This window comes from Lysinibacillus sp. NPDC098008, from assembly GCF_044760715.1.
Taxonomy (GTDB): domain Bacteria; phylum Bacillota; class Bacilli; order Bacillales_A; family Planococcaceae; genus Lysinibacillus.
The window spans coordinates 35,622-54,972 of sequence record NZ_JBIWBA010000012.1; the positions used below are offsets into that span (position 1 = coordinate 35,622).

Genomic DNA, 19,351 nt, shown 5'->3' on the forward strand with positions numbered 1-19,351 from the left:
CGTCACTTTTTGAGTTCTATCCACCACTTTAAGCTTTCTATCCGTCACTTTCACTCTTCTATCCACCGCTTTCCTCCATATTTCATTTATAATAATAAAAAAAGGAGTGTGCGCATATGCAAGAGCCAACTATTTTAATTGTAGAGGATGAGGCTGATTTAGCCAATCTGCTAAAAGTTAGTCTTCAAAAAGAAGGCTATCAACAAATTACTACAGCAGGCACTATACAGGATGCCTGGATAAGCTTTCAGCAAATAAAGCCTGATATTGTGCTGCTTGATGTGATGCTACCAGATGGTGAGGGCTATGATTTATGTAGACGAATTCGAGAGGTATCACATGTACCTGTGCTCTTTATGTCTGCTAAAGCGGAAGAAATTGATAAAATTGTAGGGCTAGCTATTGGTGGCGACGATTATATTACAAAGCCTTTTAGTCCTAAAGAGGTTGCCTACCGCGTTAAGGCACAATTACGAAGAGCTGGTTATCAAATGCAAGAAGCTGTGCCAAGTATTTCTGAGAAGGCACTTCAGGTTGGACCATTTCAGCTTAATGCCGATGCAACCGAGGTACAGAAGGATGGTATTTTATTGGAGTTAACAGCGAAGGAAATTGGCTTAATGGCATGTTTTATGCGCAATCCGAATCGCATTTTAAGTAAAGAAACACTATTTGAGCGTGTATGGGGCGAGGATTTTTTCGGTTCTGATAATACGGTAATGGTGCATATTCGACGTTTGCGCGAAAAAATTGAGCAGGATGCTTCAAAGCCTATATATATTACAACGGTTAAGGGGCTTGGCTATAAATTGGTTATACCGAAAGAGGCACAAGGATGAAATGGAAACTCACCGCTCGTTTTCTTCTATCCGTGCTTTCCATTGTTTTTATTGTTATTATCATTAACTCCATTATTTTTATAGGCTTTTTTATGCTTCAACAGCTTCATAATTATGAGGTGTCCTCCTATTCAGAGGAACAGTTTGTTCGTGATTTTCAGCAGTATATTGATAGTGACGCAGCAACCATTAATCAAGAAGGGCTTCAGGAATTGCATCAGCGAAATGCATGGATTCAATTGCTTGATAAAAATGGACAGGTGCTTGAAGACTATTTTGCACCAGATGATGCCCTTACGCACTACGCACCCATCGATATTATTCAAGTGTATAAATATAAAGAATTTGATGCGGAAACAACGGTTTATGTAGGAACAAAGGATGAACTAAGTTATCTTATTGGCATTAAGGGTAGTGGTATTTCTCGATTAATTATGCATATTTCTGGCTCGTCCACACTACAGTTTATTAGTAAATTTGGGCTTCTTATTATCATTGTCGATTTATTGATCGCAGCATTAGTAGGCTGGCTCTTTGGTCGTACATTAACAAAGCCACTGTATGCTATGATTGAACGTATTCATTACTTAAAAAATCATAAGTATACCCCTATTAAAATACCTAGTGGGGTCTATAAGCCTGTTTTTGATAATTTAGATGAAGTATCACAAGAATTAGCTATCCATGAGCAGGAGAGAAAAAGGCTAGAAATGATGCGTGAGGAATGGATTAGTAATGTATCACATGATATGAAAACACCACTCGCTTCCATTCGAGGCTATGCAGAACTCTTAAATGATAGTCCATTAACACCTAGTGAACAAGCCGAGTATACAAAAATTATTGAAAGACAAGCATTGCATATGCAGGAGTTATTGGATGATCTTAATTTAACAATGCGACTCAGACATCAACAGCTTCCACTAACATTTAATAAGGTCAATCTTGTACCATTTGTTCGTGAGATTGTTATTGATACTTTAAATTCACCACAATTTGAGCTGGCGAATATTGACTTTGAGGCCGCTTCTGACAATATCGAATATTATATTGACGAGCATTTTATGCGTCGAGCGATTATCAATTTTTTACACAATGCGCTGCTTCATAATACACCAGATGTAACTGTTCGAGTAATGGTTGACGAGGATTCGATTACAATTGCTGATACTGGGAAAGGAATTGCTGCTGGGGATTTGGAGCATATTTTTGAACGTTACTATCGAGGCACAAATACCGAGCAAACGGCTGGCACTGGCTTAGGCACAGCTATTGCTAGAGATATTATTGAGGCACATGGAGGAACAGTAACTATCACCTCCGAAGTACAAAAAGGGACAACTGTAAGCATTTATCTAAAAAAGGAACGGGCGTAGCAGAATTTATTGTATAGGGGGCAATTACGATGCTTGAATGGACAAGCGATGTGTGGAGCAAATTAATGGGACCATATGGTTCTGGGGCAGATGTACCTGCACTCTTACAGCAGTTGACGCAGGAGTACAGTCAAGAAATGGCTGATGAACTTTTTCAAGAATACTTGTTTCATCAAAACACCATTTACACGGTTACTTATGCTGCTGTTCCTTATTTAGTACACATTGCCCGTTCAACAAAAGATCTTAAAGTGCAATGTGAGCTATTTATTACATGCGGTATTATTGAAGCAAGCCGCGATCAAAATGATGCAGCTCCATTTCCTGCAACTTGGATGGACTTAGCTGAACAGATCGGAGCATCAACCTGTGCAGATATTTACAATGAATATCTAAAGGCTATACGTAAGATCGCATTACTAGAACCAGAAATACTTGCTTATGCAGCGCTTACTTTAGAGGATCATGTGGAAAAGCGCTACATCCTCAGTGCTAATGCTACCTATCAAGGATTATACAAAGTGGCAAATATGCTTATGACATTTACAATGGGAGATGAATACATTATTACCTGTCCAAAATGTAAACAGGAGATGTATTTATGGCCGAATGAGGATGATACATGCATACAGGCATTTACACAAGACCCTGTATTTAATGAGGAGCAAAAGATTCACACTATTATTCCCTCAACAAAATTTACAAATATAGAACAAAAAATATTGCTAGAGCAAGCAGAGGCGATTGGCGAAGATAAACTTATCCGCCATTTGCCCTATTTAGCAGGCAAGATTGACTGTCCTGCATGCTCTTCAACTATTCAGATTTGGCCTTCATTACTCACATTATTTGGGTAATGAAGGTTGGCATCATTCTAATTTATGGGTACATCTTTTTTAGTGATGTGGCTATAAAATTTCATGACTGGCACAATCATAATAGTAAGAATAGCCGCAGTTAAACTATACTTTACAATCCATGCAGCTTCATAAATATTCTCTGACCCTACTGGATCATAGAGTATCGTTAGCATAATTCCTTGAAGAAGGTCTGATACTACTAATAGTATCGCTATTCCTAGAAAAATTCCTATTATTCTTTTCATTCAATTTCCCCCCATATTTCAATATAACTACGAATAAGCAAGTGGAAGAGCTTCACTTTAAATGTCTGCTTGACTATGCCTTTGGATAATTTTATAGTCAACCGTTATTATCTTTGACTAAGTCCATATTCCATCCGTATATTTTCGCCACTTTGTAAAGAGGTGGCTTTAAATTCATAGGTTTTAGCAAAGAACCCAACAGAAGTAGAAATATGCCCTTGTTCCCCCGGTTGAAAAATCGCACCACTCTTTTCATCTATTGTAATTTTAATACCTGTCTTTCCCGTATTTTTAATCCAAAAGTTAAGCATTTCACCATTTCTTTTGGATACTCTATATTTATCGAAAAATTGGCTACCCGAATATGTACCTCTTGCAATATCTATGCCATGTAGCGTAATCATTTGATGGCTATTGTTAGATTGAGCAATAAAGTTTACAGAAACAGGAATGATAAGAATCGTTGCAATGCTTATTGTTAAAATAAATAGCAGTAGCTTGCTTTCCTTTTTCATCTTCATCCCCCCATTTTCAAATTACATTATCATGTATATTATAACAATATCTCCATATATAAATCACCAAATTTTTCTATCGAAAAAGGCAGAGATGGTGATCTCTACCTTAATACTGCCTGCTATTTTAGTTGCTCCTGCACCTTCACAGGTAATTCATTGAATTGGACTTCATCGTAGGAAGTGACCTCTGCCTCTTTTTTTACATAAAGCTGTAGGTAGGCATCCTGACGTAAGTTTTTTTGAGCTGAAAACTTTAATGTTTTCTCTTCTCCCTTATCGTTATAGGCAGGCAGCTCGTACCAATACGTTGTAAAAATTTCACCATTATCCGCCTTGTATTCCTCTGCCTCTCCATCTACTGTAATTTGAACATAGTATGCATCTTTATTTAAACGATTAAAATCTACCGTCATTAGTATAATTAAGCCTGCAATAAATAGCATCAGTAATGCACCGATTCCTAAAAATGCTTTTTTCATATTAATTCTCCTGCCTTACAATTTTGTAGAATGAACGTACTGTAAAGATATAATAAATAAAGTAAATGGCTGAATATGCAAGCATCCATAATAATACGGGCTTTGTAATATTCATATTGAACAATTGTGAAAATGCTATTAATGCAAAGGCACTATGCATAATACCAGCAATAAGCGGTGTACTAAAAATAACTGCTACCTGCCCTGCTACTGTTTTTAATATTTGCTTACTATTCACACCTATTTTATTTAAAATGGCATATTTCGCCCGATCTTCCTCTGCTTCCGTTAAAATTTTAAAATAAATAATACTGCCAGTTGCTGCTAGGAATACTAGCCCTAAAAAGCTTCCTACAAATAATAATGCGCCAACTGTAGCCAAGCTGTCCTGATAGCTTTGTGGCACACTAGAAAAACCTTCTTGCTGCTCACTTGATAATTGCTTGTAAATGTCCTGTGAAGTTTCCTGCTGCTGTAAATCATTGTCCATGCCAACAACTTGCATTGTCACAGCTTCCGCATTAGTAGCAGCAAAGTCCTGATCATTTACAACGAGTACAGTGCCTGCTGGTATAAAGTTTAGGACACTTTCTGTCAGCATTTTATCGACATAGAAGGACTCTCCATTCGCCAACTTAAAGTTCTCACCTGTGAAATCATATGAAAAACGTTCGTCAAAGGTTGCATCAAGTAGGACAGTTGAGCCAGTAGCAATGTGTAGCTCTTGATCCTTTCCTTGTAATTGCGCTAAACGGTTATAGTCAGTTTCATTCAGTAATGTATACTCAAATAATGCGAATTCATTATCAACACGTAAATTTTTTACAGTTAGTGATTCATGATACATAACATTTTCTTGAGAAAATTCTACTGTATCGCCTTTCCACATAAAGGTATTTGGTAGCATTTGGCGTACTGACACTTCAGCATTGTAGTACATACCAAAGACACCACCACCTGCTGTAATCGTTGTAGCACTTAAAATAGCGATAATTGATAATGATTTTGCATTTGCTCTAATGCGATACAGGAGCTGCGAAACACCTATTAAATTTAAGCCCCTCCAAGACCATGACGTTGCATTCTTCAAGGCTGTTAATATAAACACACTAACACTATGGAATAAAAGATAGGTTCCTACAATTGTTATGCCAATTACTAACATCGGTGTGCCTAGGAAGGTGAAAAATTTCCAAATTCCACTTGAAAAGATATCAGAGGCAGATGTATAGTAGGCAAATGCTATAAGCGCCGCTCCCAGAAGTGCAGCTATCAAAGATGCACGAGGGATTTGCTCCCCTTGCTTTTCTGCATGAAATAAATCAATAAGCTTAAATTGATAAATAACACGATATCCTTGTAACGATGTTAATAAAAAAAGCAGTGCGAAAATACTTGCTGTATTCATAAGGGCATCCATTGAAAATGTTAGACTTCCAACAATTTCATAGCCCATTAAGCGCACTAAAATCATTAATAAGCCTTGCGATAAAAAGAAACCTAAAACAATACCAAATACTAAAGAAACAAGCCCAATTACTAAATTCTCAAAAAAGAGCATTAAGCCAATTTTCTGCTTGCGCACGCCTAGTAAAGAATATAGCGCTACTTCCTTTTTTCGCTTTTTCATAAAAAATGAATTTGAATAAGCCATAAAAATGACAATAAAGAATAAGAGCACAATGGATGAAGCGCCCATCAATCCTTTAATTTGCTGTGAGGATTGCTTTAACGCTGCAAGGTCATCGTTATATTTTAGTGTGACAAATGTAAAGTAAATAACGATGCTAAATACCATTGAGGCAATATATAAAAAGTAATTCGATAAATTACGCTGAATATTTTTACGCGCTAAACTAAATAACGTCATTTACTCCACCTCCGATGCTAGCTAGCACCTGTAAGATTTCCTGGAAAAATTGCTTTCTTGTTAAAGTGCCACGATGAATTTCCTTCGAAAGCTCTCCATCCTGAATAAATAGTATGCGCTGACAGAAGCTAGCCGCGAAAGCATCATGGGTAACCATCATAATGGTTGCTCTCTGGGAGCTGTTTAAATCACTTAAGCTTTCTAGTAAATCTGTTGCCGATTTCGAATCAAGCGCACCAGTAGGTTCATCAGCAAAAATTAATTTTGGCTCCGTAACAAGCGCTCGTGATGAGGCTGTCCGCTGCTTTTGTCCCCCTGAAATTTGGTAGGGGTATTTATCAAGTAAGTCACTAATGCCAAATAATGAAGCAATTTGCTCCACCCTTGCGTTAATATCCTTTGTTGGCATCTTTGCAATGGCTAGTGGTAACACAATATTTTCTCGTACTGTTAATGAATCAAGCAGATTGTAGTCCTGAAAAATAAATCCTAAATTATCACGTCGGAAATCTGCTAATTGTGCATCCTTCATCTGTGCTAGGTTTGTCTGATCAATAATAATCTCACCTGTTGTTGGCGTATCAATTGTAGCTAATACATTGAGAAGCGTAGATTTCCCAGCCCCAGAAGGACCCATTACACCAACGAACTCTCCTTTTGCTACTTCAAATGAGATATTTGATAGCGCAGTAAATTTTCCGTAAGTTTTTTCAACGTTTTGTACCTTTAATAATGGCTTCATATACGCTCACCTCTTCTTTCTGACTTTAGTATACGAGCCCAAACTTACAGCAAATTTGTCACAAGCTTACATTAACCTTAAATCATCTGTTATTGACCAAACTTCGCATTTTATGGACCAACTTTTAAGATTTGTTAACCAAAAAAAGACTCATACACAAAACTGTGCATGAATCCTTCTAATTTATTATGCTAAAACTTGTTTAATATCATCCTCAAAGCTACTCGGTTTATCCTTTGATGCGTAGCGTCCAACTACCTCACCATCACAATTCACAAGAAATTTTGTAAAGTTCCATTTAATGCTATTGCCTAAAAAGCCTTTAGAATGTGCTGTAAGATAGTCAAAAAGAGGATGTGCCTCCTTGCCGTTTACATCAACAATATCATGCATTGGAAATGTAACACCATATGTTCTTCGACATTGTGTTGCCGCCTCCTCAGCAGTTGCTAGCTCCTGTTTAAACTGATTGGATGGAAATCCTAGCACAACAAGACCTTGCTCCTGATATTGCTTGTAAAGCTCCTCCAACTCCTTAAATTGCGGTGTAAAGCCACATTTAGAAGCTGTATTTACAATTAGCATGGCTTGTCCTTTATAACGCTCTAAGCTGTAAACCGTACCATCCTCTAACGTTACTTGTATATCGTAAATGCTCATTGTTACCTCCTTAATTACGTCCATTTAGTCTTGCTAGTTGCTGTAATGGGTCCCATACACCATTGAATGGCGGTGCATAGGCTAAATCTAAGTCCAATAAATCAGGTAATGTCATTTTACTATATAAGGCAGTAGCAAAAACATCGATACGTTTATCAACACCTGCTGGTCCAACAATTTGCGCCCCTAATAGTAGCTGATCGCGCTTGCGTACAATAACTTTCATATAGATACGCTGTGCGCCTGGATAATAACCTGCAATATGACGTGCTGATAATTTATGTGCTTCGTAATCAAAGCCAAGCTCTTTTGCCTTGCGTTCATTTATACCTGTTGTAGCAATTGTTAAATTAAAAAACTTTAAAATAGATGTGCCAGCAATTCCTCTAAATGGCGCAAATTTGCCAGACATATTCAAGCCTGCTAGACGACCTTGCTTATTAGCGGTTGTTCCCAAAGGCACATAGTCTAAACGTTCTTTTACAATATTAAAATGTGTAGCACAATCGCCTGCTGCATAAATATTTTCAATGGATGTTTCTAAATGACGATTAACAATAATAGCGCCATTTTTAGCAAGTGCTATATCTGTATCCTGTAAAAACTTTGTATTTGGACGAATACCTGACGCAACAATTACTAAATCTGTGCTAAATACACCGTTATCTGTAATAACACGTTCAACTCGTTGACCACCTTCAAAGGCTTCGACACTTGTATTAACAAGCAGCTCTACATCATGCTTTTTTGCTTCCTCATGCACATGCTGTGCAAGCTCCTCATCCAAAATTCTTGCCACATGGCTTCCTCGTTGAATAAGTCTTACCTTTTTTCCACAAGCATGAATGGTTTCTGCCATTTCCAACCCAATATAGCCACCACCTATAATGGTTACCTGCTCAATAGTAGGCGTTAAATCCGCCAGCAAATCCTCAAGCTGAGGAATTGTTTTCACTGTATGAATACCCTCTAAATCTATTCCCCTTTTAATAGGTATTACTGGGTCTGCCCCTGTTGCAATTAGGAGCTTATCGTAAGGGATTTCAAAGGATTCTCCTGTTGCCTTAGTACCTGTAACAAGCTGCTTATCACTATCTACATGCTCTACCTCATAGCCAACTCGCGCATCAATGCCGTACTTATCACGAAAAGTTTCGACATCTCTAGCAATTAGGCGTTTGGTTGATGAAATACGTCCATCCACCACATAGGGCAACCCACATTGCCCATACGAATAAATAAAGCCACGTTCTAAAGTCGTTATAGCTGCTTCTGGTACATTACGATAGATTTCCATTGCCGCAGACATCCCTGCAGCATCTCCTCCAATGATGACGTATTTCATGCTACAAACCCCCTTATTTTTTCCTTGTTGCGATTAAATCTGCATATTGATCCACGTAGAAACGACGCTTTCCTCCACTGACAATCACACGTATAACATGAATTATGATAATAATTGTCAGAGTCAGCTTTGCCAAAAACGCTAATAGAGAAAAAGCAATTTGTAAAATATAGAATGGCGAATCCATATTTAATTGAATACTGCCAATCGTTGTAATTGCCTCTACTAAACATGTCGTGGCAATAATAGCTATACAGCGACGCCATGATTGTCGTCTTACACTTTTACCATTTTTATTGACCATGGTAAAACGCATAAACTTCATACCTAATGTAGCACCATTCATCACACTTGGCACACATCCAAAGAACAGCATGTATAAAATAATTTTCACTAGCAATTCGAATATACCACTATACCCTGTAAATGCTCCAATAATCAGCCAGATAATATGTGCTAGCAATAAATCAATCACCAATGCCAGCAAAATAGAAAGTGGCTTCACAACATTATTTTTTTCTATTTCGGCAGCCTTTGCCTCCACATCCTGATGTGAAGGGAATAGTGCCCAGACAATAGGGGCTAGCAAGAAGCCTATTAGTGCGCCTACACTGTTTAAGAATAAATCATCAACATCAAAAATACGGTACGCACAATTAAAAATGCCATAAATACCTGTTCCCTGTGTTACCTCATAAAACAATGTTAACAAAAAGCTTAATAGCAAGGCTCGCTTCCAGTATTTTCTTTCCTGTAGAAAATACCGTAAATAAACGCCAAATGGCATCAATAGTAAGAAATTAAAAAAAGCTTGGAAAAAGGCTTGCTGTTTTGTAAGGGCAAGCCATGTGGATGGATTTGTTATCACCACTCCACTATCCTTTAAAATATCATCAATAAATTGAAAAGGTCGTAAGTTTGCATGAACCGTATCTGCTGACTGGAGTGAGCAAGTATCTCTTGTAGATGGGAATGGTAATAATACTAAGCAAAGCGCGGATAAAAAATAAAAAATAAAGGAAAACATAATAATGGTTTTCGATACAGATAAATAGCCATATTTGCGATACGTATAAATAAGCCATGGTACAAAAAGAATAAATGATAAAATAATCGTTATAAAAAATGCCGTAAAAATAGATTGTGTGTACGTGAACATTTTAACACCTCTTTATATAAATTCCCCATTTTTATAAATGCTAAAACTTAGTTTAATGCTCCAACACTACATAAATATTTCGTCAAGCTTACATAATCCTTAATTCCAACAAAAAGAGCGTATCCCCATATAACTTGAAGACACGCCCTGCTCTTTATGCTTTAGCTATTTCCTCTTTACAGAATGCTAAAATTTCTTCTAGTTCATCATCCTCTAGTGCTAAATCTAAATATTCACCCTCTGCCTTTTCCATCACAAAGTAATTTAAAATAAATGGCTCCGCATCCTTTTCAGCAATTAGCACACGAACCTCTATGCCTGCCTCATGGTAAAGCTCATCTTCCTCGTCAACTTCTACATCCAAAATAAATTCAAAACGTTTACCTTCAATAATATTTGTTGGGTCTAAAATTTCTTCCATTGAAAATTGTGTAATCTCCATTCTACTAACTCCTTTATCTTTAGCTGTTCCTTTTTATATTAAATCAATTTCAGCATGGGTCAACTAGAAAAGCCATATACACCTGCAAATAATTATGCAACAATAAAACGGCAGTTATTTAATATAAAGGGGGCTTTTTCTTGAAGGAGCTACTATATTACCAAGATGTGATGCTACGTGAATTTGATGCGAGCATTGTTCGTACAGGAATAGATGAGGCTAATCGTTATTATGTTGTATTATCAAATACAGCATTCTATCCTACTGGAGGAGGTCAGCCACATGATACAGGCACTTTAAACAATGTACCAGTAATAGATGTTGAAAAAATAGACGATGAAATTCGTCATTATATGCAAGGTAAGCTAACTGCTTTAGATGGTGTTGTACATGGAAAGTTAGATTGGACAAGACGCTTTGACCATATGCAGCAGCATGCAGGACAGCATATTTTAACGGCTGCCTTTGTTGAGCTATTCAGCGCACAAACGGTCGCCTTTCATCTAGGAAGTGAGCATGTCACTATTGATATTGCAATAGATGCGGTGACAGAGCAGCAATTGGCAGAAGCTGAAGCAAGAGCAAACGCTATTATTTTAGAAAATCGTCCAATTGAAACAGTATGGGTGACAGAAAAGGAACTTACCACCTATCAGCTTCGAAAGGAAGTAGCTGTATTAGGAGATATTCGATTGGTGATTATCCCTGATTTTGATTACAACGGCTGTGGAGGAACCCATCCAACTTCTACAGGACAGGTTAGTGCTCTTAAAATTCTTGGCACTGAAAAAATGAAAGGCAATGTCCGTATTTCCTTTGTATGTGGACAGCGCGTTTTACATGAGCTTGCTATGCGAAAAAAAGTATTAGCTGATGTTGCACGCCAATTAAGCGTGCCTGAAATTGAAGCGGCAACAGCGCTAACTAAAATACTGACTGCCCAAAAGCATACCGAAAAAGCGCTGGCAACAGCTAAAGAATCGCTGCTACAATACGAAGCACAAGCACTTATTGAACAAAATACTACTGTTGTAGCGGCTGCCTTTCATCAGCGGACAATGCAGGAGCTGCAAAAAATTGCCCGTACGATTGTAACTCAGCAAGCAGATAGCACCGTCCTGCTCGTTTCACAAAATGACAGCAAGCTACAATTTGTAGCAGCTAAAGGTAAAAATGTAACACAAAGCATGAAGGTTATTGCTGAAAAGATACTACCACTTATCAATGGTAAAGGCGGTGGAAACGACCAGATGATACAAGGTGGCGGTGACTATACAATGACTAAAGAACAATTATTAGAAGCTATGCAAAATGCTTAATTTACACTAGAAAGAAGCTGCTCACTAAAGCAGCTTCTTTTTCAGGTTCCCCCCTTCATAGGCTGTAGCTTTACGTTATTTCCTCTTTTTTCTACATAAAATCACAAACTTTCCACTGAAATGAATACTTTTCCAACAAAAATTGATTATAATTCGCATTTTTTGCTGATGATGAAAGATAGAAGTAACTTCAACTATTTTGAGGGGAGAATTTCTATGAGTACAGATAACAATAATGTTTCGCGTCGAGATTTTTTAAAAACAACAGGTATTGCCGCTGGTACATTAGTCGGTGGTGGATTAATAGGTGGGCTAGTAGGCTATAACATCAATGGTAAAGGAACTTCTACTTTAGAGCATGGTGAACATGGTACAACAAATGAAGCTACCGGCTCTCCAAAGGCTAAGATGTTTTTTAGAAATGAACGAGATTTTAGCATCTTATCCAATGCGACAGAACGCATTTTTCCAGAGGATGATTTAGGGCCGGGTGCTATTGGGTTGGATGTTCCCTACTTTATTGATCATCAGCTAGCAGGACAGTATGGCAGTAACTCTAAAGAGTATATGCAAGGTCCCTTTGATGTGGGGGCCCCTACACAAGGCTATCAAAGTCGCTTAACACGAGCAGAAATTTTTAGACAGGGCATTCAAAAAATGGAGGATGAAGCTCAAAAGCGTTATCAAAAAAGCTTTAATGATTTAGAGGGCAAACAAATGGATGAAATTTTAACAGCCTTTCAAAAGGGAGAGGTAGAAATGGTTGGCGTAACATCTGCATTTTTCTTTGTGTTATTACGTGCAGCTACTTTAGAAGGTGCATATGCTGACCCTATGTATGGTGGCAATCGCAATATGGATGGCTGGCGTATGAAGGAATTTCCTGGCCATCAAATGGCTTATATTACACAAATTGAGGATCCAAAATTTCAAAAAATTGAGCCTAATTCATTAGGCAATCACTAAGGAGGTTAGAATATGGCTAAAACATTACCAAGTGTAGATGTTGTAACAGTTGGTGTAGGCTGGACAGGCGGTATTATTGCTGCTGAATGTGCCAAAGCAGGTCTAAAGGTTGTTGGCTTAGAGCGAGGGCAAAAGCGTGGCACTGAGGATTATTTAAATGTTCATGATGAATACCGCTATGCGATTCGCTATGATTTAATGCAAAATCTATCCAAGGAAACGGTCAGCTTTCGTAATGACCGCAATATGAAGGCATTGCCAATGCGTCAGCTAGGTTCCTTCTTACTCGGTGAAGGTCTAGGTGGCTCAGGAACACACTGGAATGGGATGACTTACCGCTTTTTGCCCTATGATTTTCAAATTAAAACATTAACAGAGAAACGCTATGGGCCAAATAAGCTTGGACCAGATTATCTCCTTCAAGACTGGGGGCTAACATACGATCAACTTGAACCTTATTTTGATAAGTTCGAGAAAACGGCTGGTATTTCAGGCGATGATAAAAATTCATTTGCTGGCAAGCGATCAAATCCATATCCAACACCGCCAATGAAAAAAACGCCAATGCTTGCACAGTTTGAGAAGGCTGCTAAAAACTTAAAGCTTACGCCATATATGGTTCCATCTGCCAATGTATCAGAGGTTTATAAAAATCCTGATGGTGAAACGATTAATGCTTGTCAATATTGTGGGTTCTGTGAGCGTTTTGGCTGTGAATATGGTGCAAAATCTTCTGCAGAAATTACGGTTGTCCCTACTGCATTAAAGACAGGTAATTTTGATTTACGTTTTAATTCCAATGTTGTAGAAATTTTAAAGCAAGGTAATAAGGTGACTGGTGTTCGATATATTGATACCGTATCAGGTGAGGAATTTATTCAACCTGCTAATGTTGTGGTGTTGACGAGCTATGTCTTTAACAATGCTAAGTTGTTAATGGTTTCGAATATCGGTGAAAGATATGATCCTACTACTGGTAAAGGCACACTTGGCAAAAATTATTGCTATCAAATCTTGCCTGGTGCTGCTGGATTCTTCGATGAGCAATACAATACATTTATGGGCGCTGGCTCTTTAGGTATGTGTATAGATGATTATAATGGCGATAATTTTGACCATAGTGAATTAGATTTTATTCATGGAGGAAATATTGCGTTAACACAAACGGGTACTCGACCAATCGGCTCAAATCCAACACCTCCAGATACACCTACTTGGGGACCAGAATTTAAAAAGCAATCGATTTATTACTATACACGTTCATTCGGGATTGGTGCGCAAGGTGCATGTATGCCTCATAAGGAGAACTATTTATCACTAGACCCTGTTTATAAAGACGCTTACGGCTTGCCATTGGTGCAGCTCACATATAACTTTACAGCCCAAGATCGCGCACTTCATAAATATATTTCTGCACGAGCGGCAGAGATTATGAAGGAAATGGGTGCAAAAACAGTTGTACCAAATGCTGAGATTACGGATTACAACATTGTACCTTACCAAACAACCCATAATACAGGGGGCACTGTGATGAGCTTAACCCCAGAAGAGGGTGTTGTAAATAACTATCTACAGCATTGGGATGTTGATAATCTTTTTGCAGTAAGTGCTGGAAACTTTGCGCATAATAGCGGGTACAATCCAACAGGTACTTTAGGTGCACTCGCTTATCGTTGTGCAGAGGGCATTATTAAATATAGTCAATCAGGCGGTTCCTTAGTATAAAAATTTTTAAAAGGAGGCAAGACATATGGGAGGCCTTGGAGCAATTGGTGTACCTGGATTAATCATTATTTTGGTAATTGTTTTAATTGTTTTTGGTCCTAAAAAATTACCGGAAATCGGTGGCGCAGTTGGCAAAACCTTTGCAGAATTTAAAAAGTCTACTAAAGGGCTTATGGATGACGAGGACGATGATTCGGTGAAAAAGATTGACAAAAAATCGGATGCTTCGTAGGAGGTTTGCCGATGGACCCATACGAAGATGGACACAGAAAATATTTAAGCCCTCTTGATAAGCAGGAGGCTGAATTTGTGGAAGTGCCAACGGAGATGATGGAACAGGAAGCAGAGGAGCCCCTGCTTCCTGTAAACTCCTTATTGGAGCACCTTTCAGAGCTACGCAAGCAAATTATCAAAGGGCTTACCGTATTTATATTATTTTTTATTGTAGTTTTTTCAACCATTAATGTTTGGTTTCCTTTTATTACACGAGGTCATTCGCTTGTAATTTTAGGTCCGCTGGAGGTTGTAAAGTTTTATATGACCATTTCTACTACTTTAGCATTTGGGCTTGCACTGCCATTTCTTGTACATTTTTTATGGAGCTTTGTAAAGCCCGGCTTAAAGGAAGAAGAAAGTCGGTTTTTAGGCTTCTATGCGCCGATTATGCTCGTGCTTTTTTTGGGAGGAATTCTTTTCGGCTACTTCATCGTCAATCCGCTGAGTTATTCCTTTTTAGTAAGCATTGGAGCAGCTAATTTTAATGTGATGGTATCTGCCAGTGAATATATGCATTTTTTAATAATGACTACCGTGCCGCTCGGCTTACTGTTTGAGCTACCGATTGTTGCCCTATTTTTATCTGCAATTGGTGCACTCACTGCTGAATCGATGAAAAAAATACGGGGCTGGTCTTATATTGCAATGGGAGTAGGCTCTGCCCTTATTACACCACCTGATTTTATCAGTCAACTACTTGTCTTAATACCGATGATTCTTTTATATGAAATAAGTATCTATCTTGTGAAGCGAACTGAGCGTAAAGAAAAAGTAAGCACTGCGTAGATTTTACGCGGTGCTTACTTTTTCTTTAAATCCATTACAATAATTTCTGGTAAATTAAAAATGCGATAAGGCACTGAGCTATTCCCTAACCCGCGACTAACAACCATCTTTGTCCTACCTTCTTCATAGACGCCAGCCGTATATTTTGGAAATAGCCCCTGCCCTGGGGCAACAAGTCCACCAAGCCCTGGAATACGGACTTGCCCACCATGCGCATGTCCAGAAAACACTAAATCTATGCCATTATTTACATACGTACGAAACATTTCAGGCCGATGCGCTAACAATAGCTTTAACATATCATCTGGTAAATATGTGGTAGCTATCTCCAGCATCTCTTCTGTTGATGTTCCCATTAACGGATCTTCAATGCCAACAATCGCCAAACGCTCCCCGTTGCGTTCTAATACGGTCGATTCGTTGGGCATTATATGTACCCCTAACGATGATAGCGTCTCATAAATTTCACTCACCTTATTTGTCGCTACTTCATGGTTGCCTAGTACATAATAAACATCCGCTATTTCCACTAGTCCTTTTACTGCCTGTAAACTTTGCTGTAAATCGTAGCGATTGCTATCTATCACATCTCCTGTGATAAAAATATAGTCAGGATTTGTAGCCTGAACCTTAGCAATCAGTTTCTGCTGATTGTCACCAAAGAGGGCATCATGTAAATCCGACACCTGTACAATGCGTAGCCCATCAAAGCTAGCAGGCACTTTTTCTGACTCGAATACATGCTTACTTACGACTAGCCAGTGATTGTTTACGTACAAAAAAATGACTATAAAAACAATAAAAAATACAATATATAATAATTTTTTCAATCGCAATCGCTCACTTTGTAGCTACTTTTCAGAATCAAATCCGACTCCCCTATTATAAGCAAAAAACAGTGTGATTGTCAGTATATACACTTTAAATGCATAAAATGCACATAGCCCCTATCATTAATTTTAGTTAAATTCCCCTATAATATACCATTGGTAGAATGATCTACTTATGTATACATTCATCATTTTAAGTTAAAACACCCCATGATTGAGAGAACAAGGTGTAAAAGTTATTGCTGAATGTTAGAGATGTATCCGAATCCACTAAATTAATAGGATAAATAATTCAATTAGAGTGATATCCCCTAAACTGTATAAGCTTATTTAGGCAGAGGAAAGTATGGGACACACAGGCACTAAAGGTTTATATTGGAAATTTATAAAAAGCGGAATCTACTACTAACCATAGAACTAAAGCTGCAACAGTGAGAGGCTTTGGGTATCAATTTCTCTTTGAACTATAAATAAAAAGCACGACGATTTGTTAGGTTATCGTCGTGCCCTACTATCCTCAGTCTATTTTTTTGCCGCTTCTTGAATTTCATAAAACGCCCAATAATCACTAGTTACATCTGTAAATAATGGTGTTTGGGCTTCTGTCAGAACTTGACGCTCAAACAGTCGATTTAGTACCTTCACTGCCTGTGCACGTGTTAAGAAGTCATCTGGCTTAAATATATCTGCTGTAACACCTATCATAATCCCTGATGCATTAACCGTATCAATTGCTTTAACAGCCCAATGCTCGATACTAACATCTTTGAATACTGTACTTTCTACAGCTGGCTGACAAAAATCTGCATTTGGACTATCTACACAATGCTGCTCTATCCAACGGGCAGCTATTGTTGCTATTTGCGCTCTTGTTATAGAGCCATTTGGATCAAATTCTGTTGCAGTCATTCCTTTAAATAGACCTGCTGCTGTTGCGAATTCTATTGCATCTTTGGCATGATGGTGCGCCGTGTCTGTAAATGTTGCATTTGTTTCAGGTATATTATTGTTAGTTAAATAACGTGCAAACATACTTGCCATTTGTGCGCGTGTAACAGGGGTATTCGGACGGAAAGTACCATCTGGATAGCCTTGGATATATGGTGTATGGCTAATAGCGTCAGTAGGTGGCTCCTTTATTTCTTCCTTTTCTGGTAAGTAGAGAATTGAGAAAGTTGAGAATTTATTTACTTCAAACTGTAAGCCTGTTATTCCTTTTTGAAATTCTACAACCGTTCCACGTACAACCTCTTTTGTACCATCACTATGCTCAATGTAGATAGCCAAATGATCAAGCTGTTCCTGTGTTATATCCTTAGGCAAAGGCAGTGTTAGGGTAACAGGACGGCTTTGCATATTCGTTTCAATTGTCATTGGACGACCAAGCAACTCCACAACCGCACTTCCTACCAACTGCTGCACAATATTTTCCTTGCTCACTTGTTCTTTAATCTCCTGTTGTTCATCCTGCCCTTTTATAGGAACAAGTCGGAAATAGAGATCATCATTAAACATTTCCAATGAAGTTTTAGGCACATCAATTCTAACGTTATCTGTGACAATTTCCAGATGAATTGCACCCTCTTGAAGAAGTGTCACTACATTATTCGGTATAGACACATGGACTTGATTTACTTGATCCTGTTGGTCTGGAATGATAATCCGTGCCTTATCATTTCCTTGTTCCTTTAATTTCTTAATCGTCTCTGCTGCACTCTCTAGTGTTAATGTCACTTCATCCTTCATCGTATTATCTACATTTTTTGTTCGTTTGATCGTTGTTTTAGAAACTAGGTCACCGTCACCAGACTCTACATCCACCACAATTTCTTCTATATTGGATGGAGATGTTGTTGAACCTGATTCAGGGGTCGGAGACGAATCAGTATTGCTACCACCTGTCTGATTACTAACCCATTTAGCATAAATCACGGTGTTCGCTGTGATTACATTTTGGAAATTATATGGTGTTGTGTAAGCACTACTTGTATACCAGCCTTCAAATATATAGCCTACTTTTGTTGGCGCTGGCGTTGGTATACTCGCTTTTCCTCCATGGGCTACCGTTTGATTTGATACTGTGCTTCCTCCAGCGACATCAAACGTCACTGTATATGTTACAGCTACAGGATTCCACTTTGCATATAATATGATACTTCCATTTCCCATTAGGAAAGTTGAACCTGATGCATAATCTATTCCATTTCCATCTGCTTGCGTATTCCAGCCTGCAAACGTGTAACCCGCTTTTATCAGATTTCCTGTATTACCCAGAACGGTTACTGCTTCTCCTTGCTCATACGTTTCACTGTCTGTTGGAGCTGTGCCTCCTGTGTTTGCATTGCCGTTATAGGTGATAGTGATAGTAATAGTTTGTGCTGAATTTACTATTACAGAAACTACATTACTTGTGGATATTACCGTTTGGCTCCCACTTACTCCACCATTTGTGTTTGTCACTACTACGTAGTAATACACCGTGCCTACTGTAGAAGTGGGGGCTGCATAGGTCGCATTTGTGGCTCCACTTATCAAGGTTCCTCCACTCGGGCTATTCGTCGTATTGCTGTACCATTGGTAGCTTAATGTGCCCCCATCACCTACACTTGCCCCTACACTTAATGTTGGATTGGTAGCTCCTTGGTTCACAGTCGCTCCTACTGGCTGCGTTCCGATTGCTGGCGTCTCCGCATCTACTAACGCATTCACGATTACCCCTACTACATTACTTGTAACTGGTGCGGTTTGATTACCACTTACTCCATTATTTGTGTTCGTTACTACTACATAGTAATACATCGTGCCTACTGTAGAGGTCGGGGCTGCATAGGTCGCATTTGTGGCTCCACTTATCAAGGTTCCTCCACTCGGGCTATTCGTCGTATTGCTGTACCATTGGTAGCTTAATGTGCCC

The 19,351-nt window shown here is 38.4% G+C and carries 19 protein-coding genes; 8 read left to right on the plus strand and 11 right to left on the minus strand.

The window, feature by feature from the left end; genetic code table 11:
* Nucleotides 1-116 precede the first annotated feature (116 nt).
* From ACIQVU_RS11700 to ACIQVU_RS11710, 3 genes are read left to right on the plus strand one after another with little or no spacing between them, the layout of a single operon-like run.
* On the plus strand, nt 117-839 hold the full coding sequence (locus ACIQVU_RS11700) for a response regulator transcription factor (protein ID WP_340803943.1): 723 nt from the start codon (nt 117-119) through the stop codon (nt 837-839).
* On the plus strand, nt 836-2,215 hold the full coding sequence (locus ACIQVU_RS11705; RefSeq protein WP_340803942.1) for a sensor histidine kinase: 1,380 nt from the start codon (nt 836-838) through the stop codon (nt 2,213-2,215). The genes ACIQVU_RS11700 and ACIQVU_RS11705 overlap by 4 nt, the downstream gene beginning before the upstream one ends.
* 29 nt (nt 2,216-2,244) lie before the next feature.
* Nucleotides 2,245-3,072 carry a hypothetical protein gene (locus ACIQVU_RS11710; protein WP_340803940.1) on the plus strand — a complete coding sequence of 276 codons (828 nt, stop codon included), beginning with the start codon at nt 2,245-2,247 and terminating at the stop codon, nt 3,070-3,072.
* 17 nt (nt 3,073-3,089) lie between these two features.
* On the opposite strand, the gene ACIQVU_RS11715 is transcribed toward ACIQVU_RS11710, so the two are convergent.
* The 9 genes from ACIQVU_RS11715 to ACIQVU_RS11755 form a co-directional block, all read right to left on the minus strand.
* Entirely contained in the window at nt 3,090-3,320 is a 231-nt protein-coding gene (locus ACIQVU_RS11715; protein WP_340803939.1) for a hypothetical protein, read from the minus strand.
* Nucleotides 3,321-3,427: 107 nt separating this feature from the next.
* Entirely contained in the window at nt 3,428-3,835 is a 408-nt protein-coding gene (locus ACIQVU_RS11720; protein WP_340803938.1) for a hypothetical protein, read from the minus strand.
* Between the two features lie 122 nt (nt 3,836-3,957).
* Nucleotides 3,958-4,317 carry a YxeA family protein gene (locus ACIQVU_RS11725; RefSeq protein WP_340803937.1) on the minus strand — a complete coding sequence of 120 codons (360 nt, stop codon included), beginning with the start codon at nt 4,315-4,317 and terminating at the stop codon, nt 3,958-3,960.
* 1 nt (nt 4,318) lies between these two features.
* Nucleotides 4,319-6,187 (minus strand): FtsX-like permease family protein, encoded by a 1,869-nt coding sequence (locus tag ACIQVU_RS11730; protein ID WP_402895647.1) that lies wholly within the window; start codon nt 6,185-6,187, stop codon nt 4,319-4,321.
* A complete protein-coding gene (locus tag ACIQVU_RS11735; protein WP_340803935.1) occupies nt 6,174-6,929 on the minus strand; it encodes an ABC transporter ATP-binding protein in 756 nt (251 codons plus the stop codon). The genes ACIQVU_RS11730 and ACIQVU_RS11735 overlap by 14 nt, the downstream gene beginning before the upstream one ends.
* Before the next feature lie 186 nt (nt 6,930-7,115).
* Complete coding sequence (locus tag ACIQVU_RS11740) at nt 7,116-7,589, minus strand: glutathione peroxidase (protein ID WP_340808502.1); 474 nt, start codon at nt 7,587-7,589, stop codon at nt 7,116-7,118.
* A 10-nt stretch (nt 7,590-7,599) separates the two neighbouring features.
* On the minus strand, nt 7,600-8,934 hold the full coding sequence (locus ACIQVU_RS11745; protein WP_340803934.1) for an FAD-dependent oxidoreductase: 1,335 nt from the start codon (nt 8,932-8,934) through the stop codon (nt 7,600-7,602).
* A 13-nt stretch (nt 8,935-8,947) separates the two neighbouring features.
* On the minus strand, nt 8,948-10,093 hold the full coding sequence (locus ACIQVU_RS11750; protein WP_340803933.1) for a VanZ family protein: 1,146 nt from the start codon (nt 10,091-10,093) through the stop codon (nt 8,948-8,950).
* A gap of 154 nt (nt 10,094-10,247) precedes the next feature.
* Entirely contained in the window at nt 10,248-10,535 is a 288-nt protein-coding gene (locus ACIQVU_RS11755; RefSeq protein WP_340803931.1) for a DUF6509 family protein, read from the minus strand.
* Nucleotides 10,536-10,675: 140 nt separating this feature from the next.
* Here ACIQVU_RS11755 and ACIQVU_RS11760 point away from each other — a divergent pair, with 140 nt between their 5' ends.
* From ACIQVU_RS11760 to tatC, 5 genes are all read left to right on the plus strand, one after another.
* On the plus strand, nt 10,676-11,854 hold the full coding sequence (locus ACIQVU_RS11760) for an alanyl-tRNA editing protein (RefSeq protein ID WP_402895653.1): 1,179 nt from the start codon (nt 10,676-10,678) through the stop codon (nt 11,852-11,854).
* Between the two features lie 216 nt (nt 11,855-12,070).
* Nucleotides 12,071-12,820 (plus strand): gluconate 2-dehydrogenase subunit 3 family protein, encoded by a 750-nt coding sequence (locus ACIQVU_RS11765; RefSeq protein WP_340803929.1) that lies wholly within the window; start codon nt 12,071-12,073, stop codon nt 12,818-12,820.
* A gap of 12 nt (nt 12,821-12,832) precedes the next feature.
* Nucleotides 12,833-14,545, plus strand: a complete 1,713-nt coding sequence (locus ACIQVU_RS11770; protein ID WP_340803928.1) for a GMC family oxidoreductase — start codon at nt 12,833-12,835, stop codon at nt 14,543-14,545.
* Nucleotides 14,546-14,570: 25 nt separating this feature from the next.
* Entirely contained in the window at nt 14,571-14,777 is a 207-nt protein-coding gene (gene tatA, locus ACIQVU_RS11775; protein ID WP_340803927.1) for a twin-arginine translocase TatA/TatE family subunit, read from the plus strand.
* 11 nt (nt 14,778-14,788) lie between these two features.
* A complete protein-coding gene (gene tatC, locus ACIQVU_RS11780; protein WP_340803926.1) occupies nt 14,789-15,607 on the plus strand; it encodes a twin-arginine translocase subunit TatC in 819 nt (272 codons plus the stop codon).
* A 14-nt stretch (nt 15,608-15,621) separates the two neighbouring features.
* Here tatC and ACIQVU_RS11785 read toward each other — a convergent pair whose 3' ends face one another.
* Together ACIQVU_RS11785 and ACIQVU_RS11790 are read right to left on the minus strand one after the other, a co-directional pair.
* Entirely contained in the window at nt 15,622-16,437 is an 816-nt protein-coding gene (locus ACIQVU_RS11785) for a metallophosphoesterase (RefSeq protein ID WP_340803923.1), read from the minus strand.
* A 522-nt stretch (nt 16,438-16,959) separates the two neighbouring features.
* A partial coding sequence (locus ACIQVU_RS11790) for an S-layer homology domain-containing protein (protein WP_402895658.1) occupies nt 16,960-19,351 on the minus strand: 2,392 nt, incomplete at its 5' end.